Here is a 15,105-nt window from a genome sequence, read left to right on the forward strand (position 1 = left end):
GGTCACCCCGATGCCGCGCTCCTGGCAGAATCCGGGCCATGACGACTGACCTGCCAGGACCGTCCCAGGAATCCGCTCTCCCCCTGCTGCGCCCCGGCGCCCGCATATTCGTCGCGGGCCACCGCGGCCTCGTCGGCTCGGCGCTGGTGCGCCGCCTCACCGCCGACGGCCACGACGTGATCACCCGTGGCCGGGACGAACTCGATCTGCGCGAGGCCGCGCCGACCGAGGCGTTCCTGCGCGACACCCGCCCGGACGCGGTCGTGCTGGCCGCCGCCAAGGTGGGCGGGATCATGGCCAACAGCACGAGCCCGGTGCAGTTCCTGGAGGACAACCTCCGGATCCAGCTCTCGGTGATCGCGGGCGCGCACGCCGCGGGGATCCAGCGGCTGCTCTTCCTCGGGTCGTCGTGCATCTACCCCAAGCACGCCCCGCAGCCGATCCCCGAGGACGCGCTGCTCACCGGCCCGCTGGAGCCGACCAACGAGGCCTACGCACTCGCCAAGATCGCCGGGATCGTGCAGGTCCAGTCGTACCGCCGGCAGTACGGCGCCTCGTACATCAGCGCCATGCCCACCAATCTCTACGGCCCCGGTGACAACTTCGACCTGGAGACCTCGCATGTGCTGCCCGCCCTGATCCGCCGCTTCCACGAGGCGAAACGGGACGGTGCCGACGAGGTCACCCTGTGGGGCTCCGGCAGCCCCCGCCGCGAGTTCCTCCACGTCGACGATCTCGCCGCCGCCTGTGCGCGGCTGCTGGAGGTGTACGACGGCGCCGAGCCGGTCAACGTCGGCTGCGGCGAGGACCTCACCATCCGTGAACTCGCCGAGACCGTGAAAGACGTGACGGAGTACCGGGGGCGCGTCGTCTGGGACACCTCGAAGCCCGACGGGACCCCGCGCAAGCTCCTCGACGTGTCCCGGCTCTCCTCCCTCGGCTTCAAGCCGCAGATCCCCCTGCGGGACGGCATCGCCCGCACCTACGCCTGGTGGCTCGGCCGGAACGCCCCGCAGGGCTGACGTTTCGGCCGGACGGCCGCGGTACGCACTGGCTCCGTGCACGCTCGTCTCCTCGTGTCCCCCCACCACGTCTCAGTACGCCCCGCGGCCGTCGGTGACGGCGCGCACCGTTCTGGCGAGGAGCCCCATGTCCGTCGCCACGGACCAGTTGTCCACGTACCAGAGGTCCAGCGAGACCGTCTCCTGCCACGACAGGTCCGACCGTCCGCTGACCTGCCACAGACCGGTCAGCCCGGGCCGCACCGCCAGGCGCCGCAGCTCCCGCTCGTCGTAGCGCGAGACCTCCTCCGGCAGCGGAGGACGGGGACCCACCAGGGACATGTCACCTCGCAGTACGTTGAGGAGCTGAGGGAGCTCGTCCACGGAGGTGCGCCGCAGGGCGTGGCCGATGCGGGTCACCCGAGGATCGCGGCGCATCTTGAACATCGGGCCCTCGCTCTCGTTCTCTGCCGAGAGCCGCTCCCTGAGGGACTCCGCGTCCGCCACCATCGTGCGGAACTTCCACATGGTGAACGGCCTGTTGTGCAGGCCGTGACGCGTCTGGCGGTGGAAGACCGGGCCGGGGGACGAGAGCCGCACCGCCAGAGCCACCCCGATGAACAGGGGCGCCAGCACCAGCAGCCCGAGAGCGGCACCCGCCCGGTCCACGACGGCCTTGAGCGCGGCCTGCGGACCGCTCCGCAGCGGCGGCGCGACATGCAGCAGCGTCAGTCCGGCGGCGGAGGCCGGCCGCACCCGGGCGGCGGCCACGCCGGACAGCTCCGAGAGGACGCAGAGGGCCAGCCCGCCGTCGTGCAGCCCCCACGCCAGCCGGCGCAGCCGGTCGTCGTCGAGCTGCGGGCCGGGCGCGACGAGCACCAGGTCCGCGTCATGGGCGAAGGCGCCGCCGAGCACCGTGGACACGTCGTCGTCGGCGTGCCTGGGCCCCAGCCGCCCCGGCGCCGGGGCGGCGCAGGCCGGCACCGCCGGACCTACCGGCACCACGGCCACCGCCGTGTACGGGTGGTCCGTACGGGAGTTGAGGAGATTCACCGCCCGGTCCAGACCTGCCGCCTCGCCGACCACGAGAACCCGGCGTCCCCCTCGCCGGCCCGCCGTGCGCCGTAACCGGCCCGCGGCCCCCACCAGGACGGCCACGGCCAGGCCGGGCACCAGAGCGGCGACGGCGGTCGCCGGGTCGAGGCCCCGGCCCGTCACGGCCAGCAGCACCGCCAGCACCCCGACGAGCGCCAGCCAGTCCCCCGAGGAGGCGTACGCCGCTCCGGCCGCTTCCCCCGGCAGCCGGTGCGCGTACCGGCCGCGTGCCGCACGCACCCCGGCCCACACGAGCGCGGCCGACGCCGCGGCGGCCGACGGATCCGGCTGATCGCCTGCCCGCAGCACGAGCCAGGCGGGGACCCCCAGGCCCACCAGATCGGTCAGGACGAGGAAGGGCACACGCGGACCGGGCGACTTCCTCGCCCGCGGTCTCTCCGCGTGATCGCGCTCACCGGTCGTCGGAGCTCTCCACAACTGCTGCGGAGCCACCGTATGGTTCCGGGACCCTGCGGTACGCGGTCGTGGTGCTCCCGCGAGCCCGACAGGCCCGGATATATCCGATTCAGGTATTTCGACATGCCCCATGAACCCCCCAGCCACAGTTGCATCCCCACAAACGGGGCGCATCCGCCGATCCTGTGGACTGACGGATGCGCCCTCGCTCGGTGCACGATATCCACACACGTGCCATTTCGCTGGAGTTCCCGTGAAGTTCAGACACACCGGGCGATGTGATTCCTGTCGCCCCGTCCGAAGGGTTGCGGAGGCACACACCTAGAGTGGAGGTATGGAACCGCTTTCCGAGGAACAGACCGGCCAACTCGTCGTGATCGTGACCGACCTGGCCAGGCAGGGGCGTACGGAAGAGCTCCTGGAGTTCTTCGACCACGGGCTGCCGGTCGACGTCCAGGACCAGGAGGGCAACACCGCCCTCATGCTCGCCGCCTACCACGGGCGGACGGAGACGGTGCGGGCACTGATCGGGCGAGGGGCCGACGTCGATCTGCGCAACATCAGGGACCAGTCACCGGTGGCGGGGGCCCTGTTCAAGGGCGAGGACGAGATCGTCGCGGCGCTGGTCACCGCGGGCGCCGACCTGGACGCGGGGACGCCCAGCGCGCGGGCCACGGCGGAGATGTTCGGACGGACGGCGCTGCTGGCGTAGCCGCGCCACCACGGAGGGGCCCCGGGCTTCGTCGCCCGGGGCCCCTCGCGTTCGGCCGGCTCAGGCCTGCTTGGAGGCCTTCAGGGCCTCGATGGCCTTGCGCACACCCTCGCCGTAGGCCGGGTCGGCCTGCGTGCAGTGGTGGATGTGACGCTCGATCGTGGCCTCGGAGGCCCCGTCGATCGCCCGCGCGGTGTTGCCGAACAGGGCGTCCTGCTGCTCCGGCGTCATCTGCCGGAACAGGTTGCCCGGCTGCTCGAAGTAGTTGTCGTCGTCCTCGCGGTAGTCGAACCGGTCGGCCGAGGCGCCGTCGAGCGCCATGCCGGGCTCGGCGAACTGCGGCTGCTCGGCCCAGCGGCCGTAGCTGTTCGGGGTGTAACCGGGGACGGCGCCCTGGTTGCCGTCCACGCGCAGCTGGCCGTCGCGGTGGTAGGTGTTGACGTTCTTCGCGCCGCGCGGCTGGTTCACCGGGATCTGGTGGTGGTTGACCCCGACGCGGTAGCGGGCCGCGTCACCGTACGAGAACAGCCGGCCCTGCAGCATGCGGTCGGGCGAGGCGCCCACACCGGGGACGAGGTTGGCCGGCGTGAAGGCGGCCTGCTCCACGTCCGCGAAGTAGTTCTCCGGGTTGCGGTTGAGCTCGACCTCGCCGACCTCGATGAGCGGGTAGTCCTTCTTCGACCAGACCTTGGTGAGGTCGAAGGGGTGGTAGCGGTACGTCGCCGCGTCCGCCTCCGGCATGACCTGGATGTAGAAGGTCCACTTCGGGTGGTCGCCGCGCTCGATGGCGTCGAACAGGTCCGCCTGGGAGGACTCGCGGTCGTCGGCGACGATCGCGGCGGCCTCCGCGTCGGTCAGGTTCTTGATGCCCTGCTGCGTACGGAAGTGGAACTTCACCCAGAAGCGCTCGTTGCTCTCGTTGATGAACGAGTAGGTGTGCGAGCCGAAGCCGTGCATGTGACGGTAGCCGTCGGGGATGCCGCGGTCCGACATCACGATGGTGATCTGGTGCAGCGCCTCGGGGAGGCTGGTCCAGAAGTCCCAGTTGTTCTCCGGCGAGCGCAGGTTGGTGCGCGGGTCGCGCTTCACGGCGCGGTTGAGGTCCGGGAAGTGGTGGGGGTCACGGTGGAAGAAGACCGGCGTGTTGTTGCCGACGACGTCCCAGTTGCCCTCCTCCGTGTAGAAGCGGAGGGCGAAACCGCGGATGTCGCGCTCCGCGTCGGCCGCGCCGCGCTCACCGGCGACGGTCGAGAACCGGGCGAAGAGCTCCGTCTCCTTGCCGACCTCGGAGAAGAGGGCCGCCCTGGAGTAGCGGGTGATGTCCTGCGTCACCTTGAACGTGCCGAAGGCGCCGGAGCCCTTGGCGTGCATACGGCGCTCCGGGATGACCTCACGGCTGAAGTGGGCCAGCTTCTCCAGGAACCAGACGTCCTGGAGCAGCATCGGGCCGCGCGGACCGGCGGTGACGGCGTTCTCGTTGTTCGCGACCGGTGCGCCGGCAGCGGTGGTCAGCGGCTTCGTGTTGTCAGAAATTGTCCTGCTCCTCCGTGTGGAAACTTGCATGCACCGACTCCAGGTCCCGTCGGCCACGGTCGGTCCGGCATCCGGGGCACAGGCCCCAGTACGTGACCTCCACGTGGTCCACGGCGAACCCGTGGTCCTGGGGCGCATCGAGGCGCGGAGAGCCCTGGGGGACGTCGACGTCGGCGATCGTGCCGCACGTGCGGCAGACCACGTGCCGATGGTCGTCCCGGGACTGTCCTTCGTACCGTGCCGGAGAGTTCGGCAGGTCGATCCGCCGCGCCAGTCCGGCGTCGACGAGCGTCTTGAGTACGTCGTAGACGGCTTGGGTCGAGACCGCTCCGATGCGGGTGCGTACCAGCGTCAGGAGGGAACTGACATCGGAGTGCGGGGCCTCGTGGACCGCCGAGAGCACGGCGACCCGGGGGCGGGTCACTCGCAATGACGCTCCGCGCAGGAGAGTCCTGGCCTCGGTTTCGATCACCTGCGCAGTCAATCACTTTTCTGGAATGATTCCAATGAAAGACTGGCACCAGTTCTGGTGGCAGGGGTGTGCGGCGGGCGCGATGTCCGATTCCCGCCAGCTTTAGGGGTGCCCCATGCCGCATCCTTGGAGCATGACCAGTGACGACAGCAGGTACGAGGCGGTGACCAGCCGCGACGCCCGGTTCGACGGCGAGTTCTTCTTCGCCGTGTCCACGACCGGGATCTACTGCCGCCCGAGCTGTCCCGCCACCACGCCGAGGCGCCGGAACGTCACGTTCTTCCCCACGGCGGCCGCAGCCCAGGGCGGCGGATTCCGCGCCTGCCGGCGCTGCCGCCCGGACGCGGTGCCCGGCTCGGCCGACTGGAACGCGCGCGCCGACCTGGTCGGCCGGGCGATGCGGCTGATCGGCGACGGAGTCGTCGACCGGGAGGGCGTGGCCGGACTGGCCTCGCGCCTCGGCTACAGCGCCCGCCAGGTGCAGCGCCAGCTGAACGCCGAGGTCGGAGCGGGACCCATCGCGCTCGCCCGCGCCCAGCGGGCCCACACCGCGCGGGTCCTGCTGCAGACCACCACCCTGCGGGCCGCCGACGTCGCGTTCGCCGCCGGTTTCGCCAGTATCAGGCAGTTCAACGACACCGTCCGCGAGATCTACGCCCTCACCCCCGGCGAACTGCGCACCGCCCGGCCCGGCAGCTCCTCCCGCTTCGGCTCAGTCCCCACCGCCGACGGGGCCGGGGGAGTGCCGCTGCGACTCGCCCACCGGGGGCCGTACGCGGCGGAAGCGATCTTCGACCACCTCGCGGCCCGCGCCCTCGCCGGCATCGAGGAGATGGCCGGCGAACGGGGTGACCGCACCTACCGGCGCACCCTGCGCCTGCCGCACGGCACCGGCATCGCAGAGGTCCGCGAGCGGACCGGTGACGGCTGGCTGGAGTGCCGGCTGCACCTGGGTGACCTGCGCGACCTGACGACCGCCACCCAGCGGATGCGCCGCCTCTTCGACCTGGACGCCGACCCCCAGGCGGTCACCGAGCGCCTCGGCGCGCACCCCGCTCTGGCACCGCTCGTCGCCCGTACGCCCGGACTGCGGGCCCCCGGCGCCGCCGACGTCCACGAACTGGCCGTCCGGGCGGTCCTCGGCCAGCACGTCTCCGTAGCGGCCGGGCGCAGACTCGGCAGCGCCCTGGTGACGGCCTACGGCGCGCCCCTCCAGGTGCCCAGCGGCGCCCTGACCCGTACGTTCCCCGGCCCCGGCGACCTGGCCGGAGCCGGCCTGGAGGAGCTGGGGGCCACCGGCTCCTCGCGCGCCACCCTGCGCGCCGTCGCCGCGGCCCTGGCCGACGGACGGCTCGGGCTCGACCCCGGAGCCGACCGCGACCAGGTGGAGAAGGAACTCCTGAGCCTGCCGGGCGTCGGCCCCCGGGCGGCCGGCTGCATCCGCATGCGGGCGCTCGGGGACCCCGACGTGCTGCTGACCGGCGACACCGCCCTCGACGCGGGCATGCGGCACGCGGGCGCGGACGCGGCGGACGCCGAGGCGTGGCGCCCCTGGCGGACGTACGCCGTGCACCACTTCTGGAACGCGGCCGCGGACCGGCCCCGTCTCGCGGCAGCGTGACGTCCGAATCCCGCCGGCCGTCCCACCGCGGACCTCGCACAGTGGACGTAGACGACCGATCCATCCGGAAGGACCACCACGATGACGCTCTACACCACGATCGACAGCCCGCTCGGCGAGCTGCTGCTGGTGGGCGAGGAGTCCGCCACCGCGGAGGGCGGCACGGCCCTCGCCTCGCTCTCCGTGCCGGGCCAGAAGGGCGGGGCGACGGTCCAGGACGGCTGGACGGAGCGCCCGGCGGCCTTCACCGCGATCGCCGCCGAGCTGCGCGCGTACTTCGAGGGGAGCCGGACCGGCTTCACCGTCGAGCGCGCCGTCAGCCGTGGCACCGACTTCCAGCGGCGCGTGTGGGAGGCACTGGAGACCATCCCGTACGGCACCACGCTCAGCTACGGCGAGATCGCCGCGCGGATCGGCGCCCCGCGCGCGGCCGTCCGCTCGGTGGGCACCGCTGTCGGCGCCAACCCGCTGCTGGTCGTGCGCCCCTGCCACCGGGTGATCGGCGCGAGCGGCGCGCTGACGGGCTACTCGGGCGGCCTCGACCGCAAGAGGCAGCTCCTGGACCTGGAGAACCGCCACCAGGCGGCCTGAACGGCCGCGCCCCACGGCGTGCGAACGCCCTGGGGCCGTGCGACGAAGGCACACCGATGACCGACACCCTTCATCACGACGCGCGTCACCGGGCTCACGTGGGCCGTCTCCCGATCTCGTTGTCAGTGGGCGCCAGTAGGTTCAGTCGTGTTCCGCCGGTCCGGCGGCGACAACCCCTCAGCTGTGCATTGGAGATGGCGCGTTGTCCGATTGGGAGAGGTCGAGCACGGCACGGGTGATACCGCCCGCGCGGCCGCGCAAGCTCGCCAAGGTTCCGTTCGTCGAGCTGGCCGACGGGCGCCTGCAAGGTGTGGTGTCCAGTGGTTCGGACATCGGCCGGGTCTACGTCTCGTCCGTCGCCACGGGGAGCTACGCGTTCGCCTGCAGCACCAACAACAACCGGCCCTGCGGCGGTGCGCGCGGATCGTTCTGCAACCACATCGGCGCCCTGATCAACGAGGCGGTCCTGCAGTACGGTGCCGAGCGCGTCGTCCGCTACCTGAAGGCCGAGGTGCCGGAGGGGGAGGTGGACGGGGCCGCGCTGGCCTCGGCCATGAGGAGCACCCGCCCCCAGGCGGACGCGACGAAGGCCGCGGCATCCGTCTTCAGCCGGTTCCTGCGGCACCTGGCCTACCTCGAACACGCCCCGGTCACCGCTCCGTTGCCCGAGATGCACTTCTTCCCGCCGACCCGGGCGGTGGCGTGATGCACGCCGGACTGCTCACCGAACCCGTCGACGGACTCGACGAAGCCCTGGAGGCGGTCGACGCCTTCGACCGGGCGCTCGTCACCGGCCTGCTCCGCCCCCAGCACGCCGAGGCCGCCGGCCCGGCACGGCTCGCCGGCGCCGTGGTGGGGACACCCCTGGCCGCCAGGGTCGCCGAGGCGGCCGGGAAAGCGGCGGCCGGAGCGGCCGGCGAGGACCACTTCCTGGCCCTGGCCGCCGCGCGGACCGCGCTGCTCGGCTCCGTCCACGACGCGCTGCTGACCCGGACCGAGGAGGCGGCCGGCCGCTCACCCGGCGCGGAGACCGCAAAGCCCGCCGGTGGACAGCCGACGGCGAATCTGCTGACGGCCGCCCGCGCCTGGCTCTCCGATCTGGCGCGCTGCGGATGGCAGGGACTCGACCACGAGGTGGTGTCCGGGGCGGCGGAGGTCGTGTCCGCGATGCTTCCCGACCCGTCCCTGCGCCGCCTCGCCGCCCTCCTCGACGGCTTCGCCGCCGAACTCGCCGCCTCCTGTCCCGGTGCCTCGGCGGAACGGTTTCCGGTACGCCGCTGGGCCGACCTCTGGTCGCGCGGGATGCTGCTGACGGTGCCCGGAGCGGCCGTCACTCCGGCAGTCGGGACCGCCGACGGCCGCCTGCTGCCCCTCGGCATCGACGTACAGGAGCACGCGACCGCCGCACAGGCGCAGGTGCACGCCGTGTTCGAGCCCGCGGACGGAACCGCGCCCCGCCTCGTGCGCGCCAGCGTGTCCGTACCAAAACCCGACACGATTCTCGGAGCCGGGATCTGGCAGCTGCTGCGCCCGCACATGTCGCTCCTCACGGCCGCAGGTGAGGGCCGCTCGATGGTCCTCGACGGTATGCCGGTCACGGCCGAGGGCGACCTCCTCTGGAGCGACGAGCACGCCCGCCCCGGCGAGCCGGCCGACGCGTTCGCCACGGCCCGCGTGGCACTGCCCACCGCGACCGCCCCGGTGACCGCGCCTCTGGACCGGCATCCGGCGCGCATCGCCGTACCCGTCTTCCTGGAGGGCTACACCGCCCGCACGGATGACGACGGCCGACTGACCTTCACCGTCGCCGGAACCGAACTGGCCGTGGACACGGACCGCATCCCGGCCGCCGGGCCGCTCACGCCCGACGCCGTCGCCAGGTCCGGGGCGTGCATCGCGCTCATCCGCTGGGACGCCGGGAGATTCGGCGTACAGCCGCTCGCCGTCGAGACCACGGTGCGGAAGAAGGTGACGTCGCTGCACGCGGGGGCGTGGGCCGGAGGGACAGCCGACAAGGCCGGGGCCAGAGCGGAGAAGGCGGCCACCGACGCCGCGAAGGTGCTGAGCGAGCGCGCGGGAAGGCTGCTGCGGAAATGACCGGACAGCAGAGTCCCGAGGTGACCGGAGAGCCCTCGCACGACAACCGCCGCCAGGTCATGTACTGGCGCCTTCTCGCCCGGCTCTTCGACCACGAGGAGCACCCGGCCCTGGAGTCGGCGAGCCTCGCCGTGGTCGAGGACATCGGCCTGCCGGCCAAGCTGCTGGATCCACAGGCTTCGGTCGACTCCGTGGTGCAGCGCCATCCCGAGCTCTCCGCCGAGTTCGACGGGCTGATGGTCCCGGAGGCGGAGGCCGGCGGAGATCCCGACGCCCGCGACCGGGCAGCCGAGGTGCGGCGCGCCGCGCTCGTGTCGAAGGTGCTGCTGAACGTCTTCCACGATCCTCCCGGCACCGTCACGGCCGGCCGGCTTTCCCGGTGGCAGTCCGACGCGGGATGGCTGGAGCGCGCGCTCGGCTGCAAGCCCGGCGAACTGCGCGGCGGGCGCGCCGGAGGAACAGGTGTCAGCCCCACGGGGACGGGCGGCGGCGGCCGGACCCCCGATCTCAGCCGCCTCGTCCCGGAGATCGGCCCGGAGCTCGGCTCCATCGAGGCCGGCCTGGTCAAGCGGATGCGGCTGCGCGAGGTGCTCGCCGACCCCCGGCTGGCCGGACAGCTGACACCGAGCATGTCGCTGATCGAACAACTGCTGCGTGACAAGGACAACCTCTCCGGTGTGGCCCTGGCCAACGCCAAGGCGCTGATCCGCCGCTTCGTGGACGAGGTCGCCGAGGTGCTGCGCACACAGGTGGAGAAATCCACCGTCGGAGCCCTGGACCGCTCGGTCCCGCCCAAGCGGGTCTTCCGCAACCTCGACCTGGACCGCACGATCTGGAAGAACCTCACCAACTGGAGTCCTGAGGAGGAACGGCTCTACGTCGACCGCCTCTTCTACCGCCACACCGCGCGTAAGACCACGCCGCAGCGGCTGATCGTGGTCGTGGACCAGTCGGGCTCGATGGTGGACTCGATGGTCAACTGCACCATCCTCGCCTCGATCTTCGCGGGTCTGCCCAAGGTGGACGTCCACCTCATCGCGTACGACACCCAGGCGCTCGACCTCACTCCATGGGCACACGACCCCTTCGAGGCCCTGCTGCGCACCAACCTCGGGGGCGGCACCGACGGCACGGTCGCCATGGCACTGGCCCAGCCGAAGATCGCCGAACCCCGCAACACGGTCGTGGTGTGGATCTCGGACTTCTACGAATGGCAGACCGAGCCTCTGTTCGAGAGCATGGCCGCCATCCACCGCTCCGGGGCCAAGTTCATCCCGGTCGGCTCCGTGACCAGCTCCGGGCGCGCCGGCGTCAACCCGTGGTTCCGGGAGCGCTTCAAGGACCAGGGGACACCCGTCCTCTCCGGCCACATACGCAAGCTCGTCCACGAGCTCAAGACCTTCCTCACCTGAGGCCCCCCGGCCCGGTGCAGTCGAACCCCCCTTCTTCGAAAGGCACACCCATGTCCGACCTGTTGCGCGCCCCCGCCGAGATCAAGTACGCCGAGGAACTGGACTGGCTGGAGTCGGTCGACGACGGCCCGAAGCCCTTCTCCTGGCGCCTGTCGCCGAAGATGGTCCGCCTCTTCATCCTGGGATCCGAGCGCTCCGACGGCCTCGACCGGGAGATCTCCCAGAAGTGGTACGGCGACCGCAGCTTCGTCGAGCGTTCCATCGTCACGCTGGCCTCCGACCGCGGTCTGCTGCTCATCGGCGACCCGGGCACGGGCAAGAGCTGGCTGGCCGAGCTGCTCTCCGCGGCCATCTCCCGTAACTCCACCCTCGTGGTGCAGGGGACGGCGGGCACCACCGAGGACCACATCAAGTACTCCTGGAACGTCTCCATGGTGATCTCCAAGGGCCAGTCGCGGGAGTCCATGATTCCCTCACCGATCATGACCGCGATGGAGACCGGAGCGATCGGCCGTTTCGAGGAGCTCACCCGCTCCACCAGCGACGTACAGGACGCGCTGATCTCGATCCTGTCCGAGAAGTACATCTCGGTCCCCGAGATGGACAGCGACAACATCGTCTTCGCCAGGCCGGGCTTCTCCGTCATCGCCACCGCCAACAGCCGCGACCGGGGCGTCAACGACCTGTCCTCAGCGCTCAAGCGCCGCTTCAACTTCGTCCGGATCCCCGTGGTGACGAACAAGAAGAGCGAGGCGGAGATCGTCCGCTTCCGCACCGAGGAACTGCTGCGCCGCCATCAGATCGAACTGGACGTCCCGCCTACCCTGCTCGACGTGCTGCTCCAGAGCTTCGCCGACCTGCGGGCCTCCGCCGCCCGCGCCGGCAGCGACGACGAGAAGCTGGAGTCCGCGCTGTCGAGCGCCGAGCAGATCGGCGTACTGGAGGACGCGATCCTGCACAGCAACTTCTTCGGCGAGAGCGCGCTGACCGCCCGCGCCCTCGCCTCGTCGCTCGTCGGATCGCTGGCGCGGCGCGAGCCCGAGGACCTGGCCATCCTCAACAAGTATCTGCACGGTGTCGTCGAGCCGCGCAGCAAGAAGGAGGGCGGCTCGTGGCCGGAGTTCCTCGAGGGCGGCCGCGACGCGATCGCCACCCTGTCGTGAGCGCTCTGAGCGCGGGGACACCCTTCGAGGCGCTGCGGGGACAACTCGAGCAGGCGGCGACGGAGTTCGCCGACGGGCCCGACGCGCTGCAGGGCATCCTCCTGGGCATCGTCGACGACGTCGACCGGGCCGTGCGCGAGCCGCTGGAGATCTTCCCCGTCTGTCATCACTCGCCCGCGTCCGCGGTGGCGATGGCACGGCGGCTGCGGGAGAAGCAGCCGAAGGTGGTGTATCTGGAGCTGTGCGAGGACATGGCGCCGCTCCTGCCGGAGCTGCGGAACTGCCGGCTCCCCGTGGCGGTCCAGGCGTTCGCGAGCGAGGTCAAGGGCTTCCCCGCGGAATGGGCGCCGCTGTCGGTCGTCGCTCCGATCACCGAGGCGTCGGCCGAGTACCAGGCCATCGCCTACGCACTGGAGACCCCGGGCGTCGAGCTGGTCCTCGTCGACCGGTCCTCGGACCACGTGTTCCAGTGGCAGGCGGGCGCGACGGAGCCCCCGGACCCCGACGCGCCACCCGCCGAGGAGGAGGCGGCGCTGCACGGCGACGCCGTCGGGGTCGAGATCGGTGACCTGCGTCCCCGGTTCGCGGAGCTGGAGGAACACCTCCTGCACCACGGCCGCGTGCGGCACTGGTCGGAGTGGTGGCACCAGTACGTCGAACTGCCGCTCGGCGACAGCGACCACGACACCTACCGCCAGGTGATGCTCCTGATCGGCAGCCTGTTCCGCCGGCTGGCCCCCGGCGACACGGACCGGGTCCGGGTGGACGAGGACCGCGAGCGCTACATGTGGACCCGTATGCGCGAACACCTCGCCACGACCGGTACGGACCCCGAGGACTGCCTCTACGTCTGCGGCGCGTTCCACGCGTCCAGCCGGGTCGAGGAGTTCGGGGTCCACGGCAGTGACACCTTCGAGATCACCCCGCCGAGCGCAAGCACCTGGCAGCACGGCCTGATCCCGTCGAGCCACGCGGCGATCGAGGCGCAGTTCGGACTCGCGGCCGGGTCCGTGTCGATCGCCGCCACCCAGTGGGCGAAGAACGTCAAGCGCACCCGGGTGGAGCCGTACCGGCTCGTGGGGCAGGCGGGCGCGAGGAAGGCGGCGAAACCGAGGAAGGCCGTCGCACCGGCCGCCCCCGCGACACCGGAAACACCCTCCGACAGGCTCTCCGGCTTCCTGCGGACCCCGCCCGCCCTCGACCGGCTCGACGAGGCCGAACTCCTCGGCTGGTCGGTGGAGATCGTGCGCTCCGCCCGCCGCAACGGCTACCTCGCCTCGACAGCGGACGCCATCGCCGTGTTCGAGACGTCGATCCTGCTGGCCGGCATGCGGGACCGGGCCAGGCCCACGCCGTACGACTTCCAGGACGCGGCGGTCACCTGCATCGAGAAGGAGACCGTGCCGGGCAGGCGCGATGTCCGCCGCCTCGTGGAGATCCTGATGGGCGGCGACCGGATCGGCCAGGTCGGCTACGACGCCCTGCCGCCCCTCGCCCGCGACGTCCACGATCGCCTCGCCCCGCTGGATCTCAAGCTCCAGCAGCGCGGGGTGCAACGAGCCCTGCTGGACATGACGTCCCGGCCGGAGCTGCGGCAGTGCTCCGACGTGCTGTGGATGCTGCGCCACCTCATGCCCCACGGCGCCGCACGGCCGATCATGGGCGAGCGGGAGCTCGGCAAGCAGTCGGTCCAGGAGTCCTGGGACCTGGCGCTGGGCACCCACCAACGGGCGCTCATCGAGCTCGGTTACGAGGGCGTCAGCATCGAGCAGGTCCTGGAGCAGCGCCTGCGCCGCGCGGCCTACGCCCCGAACGCCACCACGGCGCAGGTCCTCGCGGCCGTCGAGGACGCCGTGCTGCATCTGCGCAGCGGCCGTCTCGCCGACGAGCTGGGCACCCGCGCCCTCGATGTGCTGGCCACCGAGCGCAGCGTCGACGGGGCGCCCGAGGTCCTGCGCAGGGTGCGCCGGCTCCTGGCGTACTACCGCATCAGCCGGCCGGTGCTGCCGTCGTGGATCGAGTCCTTCGCCAAGACGGGGTACGCGCACTACTGCACGCTCCTGCCGACGGCGTTCACCGACGAGGACGCGACCGTCCGCCAGGTCGCCGCGATGCTGGGGTTCCTCTTCAGCATGGAGAGCCTGGCACTGTCGCTCGGCTGCGACCGGACGCAGCTGGACCTGGCCTTCGCGCAGTCGCATCCGCAGGAGCCCTCCCGAGTGGCCCTGCTGTGGGCGGCCCAGGTGCACCTCGGGCAGCTCCCGCGCGCCGAGCTGAGGGAGCGCTGCGACGGACTGCTGGCCGACCCGCTGGTGGTGCCGGCCTACCCGCACTACCTCAGCGGGTTCCTCCACGCCCTGGAGCCGGTGCCTCAGCTGGCCGACTTCGTCGTGGAGGCGGTCTCGAACGCCTTCGCCCGGCTGCCGGACCCGGTGCTGCTGCCCTGGCTCCCGTCCCTGATCACCACCCTGCGGGCCGAGGGCGCCGACCTGGCCCCGTTGCTGATCCGCGAGGCCGGACGCGTCTTCCCCGGCCGCCTGGCCGCGCTGGACGCCTGGGTCCCGCCGTGGCGCGGCGCCCCGGAGACGACGACCACGCCGGTGGCGGCCGGCGGCGGCAGTGCCCGGCGGGCCGCGCTGCTCGCAGTCCACCCGGAGACCTGCGACAGCGTGGCGGGACTGCTGGGCTGCGAGGGCACCTGGGACGCGGAGGCAGCGGCCCCCTCCGGGGCGGTACTCGTCGGCCGCCACCCGGAGACGGCGGCGGCACTGGAGGTGCTGCTGGCGGGAGTCTGACGGAGCGGGGGAGCGGCCCGGAGCTCGCGTGTGCCGCCAGAACGGCCCACGCGGGCCGGCGGCCTCCCCCGTACGGGGTCCTCGGCTCACTCCTACGGCACAGTCACGCGGCGTCCCGCCGCGTGGGCGGGGAAGGTAGGGCTGTCGGAAAGACAGCCGGCGTCATGCGGCACGGCGGAGGGGCAGGGCTACAGCG

General features: G+C 72.0%; 12 protein-coding genes. 9 read left to right on the top strand and 3 right to left on the bottom strand.

The window, feature by feature from the left end; all coding sequences use genetic code 11:
* Positions 1 to 38 precede the first annotated feature (38 nt).
* A complete protein-coding gene (locus AB0P41_RS27975) occupies positions 39 to 1,022 on the top strand; it encodes a GDP-L-fucose synthase (RefSeq protein ID WP_356710560.1) in 984 nt (327 codons plus the stop codon).
* A gap of 72 nt (positions 1,023 to 1,094) precedes the next feature.
* Here the strand turns inward: AB0P41_RS27975 and AB0P41_RS27980 are convergent, their stop codons facing one another.
* On the bottom strand, positions 1,095 to 2,645 hold the full coding sequence (locus tag AB0P41_RS27980) for a sugar transferase (protein WP_365934786.1): 1,551 nt from the start codon (positions 2,643 to 2,645) through the stop codon (positions 1,095 to 1,097).
* 202 nt (positions 2,646 to 2,847) lie between these two features.
* On the opposite strand from AB0P41_RS27980, the gene AB0P41_RS27985 reads away from it, so the two are divergent.
* On the top strand, positions 2,848 to 3,225 hold the full coding sequence (locus tag AB0P41_RS27985) for an ankyrin repeat domain-containing protein (RefSeq protein WP_356710564.1): 378 nt from the start codon (positions 2,848 to 2,850) through the stop codon (positions 3,223 to 3,225).
* Between the two features lie 60 nt (positions 3,226 to 3,285).
* Here AB0P41_RS27985 and AB0P41_RS27990 read toward each other — a convergent pair whose 3' ends face one another.
* Complete coding sequence (locus tag AB0P41_RS27990; protein WP_356710566.1) at positions 3,286 to 4,788, bottom strand: catalase; 1,503 nt, start codon at positions 4,786 to 4,788, stop codon at positions 3,286 to 3,288.
* Positions 4,751 to 5,230, bottom strand: a complete 480-nt coding sequence (locus AB0P41_RS27995; RefSeq protein ID WP_365934787.1) for a Fur family transcriptional regulator — start codon at positions 5,228 to 5,230, stop codon at positions 4,751 to 4,753. The genes AB0P41_RS27990 and AB0P41_RS27995 overlap by 38 nt, the downstream gene beginning before the upstream one ends.
* Before the next feature lie 133 nt (positions 5,231 to 5,363).
* Here AB0P41_RS27995 and AB0P41_RS28000 point away from each other — a divergent pair, with 133 nt between their 5' ends.
* The 7 genes from AB0P41_RS28000 to AB0P41_RS28030 all read left to right on the top strand — a co-directional run bounded on the left by AB0P41_RS28000 (position 5,364) and on the right by AB0P41_RS28030 (position 14,909).
* Positions 5,364 to 6,851, top strand: coding sequence for an AlkA N-terminal domain-containing protein (locus tag AB0P41_RS28000; RefSeq protein ID WP_365934789.1), 1,488 nt, complete (start codon positions 5,364 to 5,366; stop codon positions 6,849 to 6,851).
* 81 nt (positions 6,852 to 6,932) lie between these two features.
* Complete coding sequence (locus tag AB0P41_RS28005) at positions 6,933 to 7,442, top strand: methylated-DNA--[protein]-cysteine S-methyltransferase (RefSeq protein WP_356710572.1); 510 nt, start codon at positions 6,933 to 6,935, stop codon at positions 7,440 to 7,442.
* Positions 7,443 to 7,644: 202 nt separating this feature from the next.
* A complete protein-coding gene (locus tag AB0P41_RS28010; protein ID WP_365934790.1) occupies positions 7,645 to 8,148 on the top strand; it encodes a hypothetical protein in 504 nt (167 codons plus the stop codon).
* Positions 8,148 to 9,539 carry a hypothetical protein gene (locus AB0P41_RS28015; protein ID WP_365934792.1) on the top strand — a complete coding sequence of 464 codons (1,392 nt, stop codon included), beginning with the start codon at positions 8,148 to 8,150 and terminating at the stop codon, positions 9,537 to 9,539. The genes AB0P41_RS28010 and AB0P41_RS28015 overlap by 1 nt, the downstream gene beginning before the upstream one ends.
* Positions 9,536 to 10,951: a VWA domain-containing protein gene (locus AB0P41_RS28020; RefSeq protein WP_356710578.1), complete on the top strand. Its 1,416-nt coding sequence runs from the start codon at positions 9,536 to 9,538 to the stop codon at positions 10,949 to 10,951. The genes AB0P41_RS28015 and AB0P41_RS28020 overlap by 4 nt, the downstream gene beginning before the upstream one ends.
* A 50-nt stretch (positions 10,952 to 11,001) precedes the next feature.
* Positions 11,002 to 12,114 (top strand): AAA family ATPase, encoded by a 1,113-nt coding sequence (locus tag AB0P41_RS28025; RefSeq protein ID WP_356710580.1) that lies wholly within the window; start codon positions 11,002 to 11,004, stop codon positions 12,112 to 12,114.
* Complete coding sequence (locus AB0P41_RS28030; RefSeq protein WP_365934794.1) at positions 12,111 to 14,909, top strand: hypothetical protein; 2,799 nt, start codon at positions 12,111 to 12,113, stop codon at positions 14,907 to 14,909. Before AB0P41_RS28025 ends, AB0P41_RS28030 begins: the two co-directional genes overlap by 4 nt.
* The last annotated feature ends 196 nt before the right edge of the window (positions 14,910 to 15,105 follow it).

This window comes from Streptomyces sp. NPDC079167, from assembly GCF_040686735.1.
GTDB lineage: Bacteria > Actinomycetota > Actinomycetes > Streptomycetales > Streptomycetaceae > Streptomyces.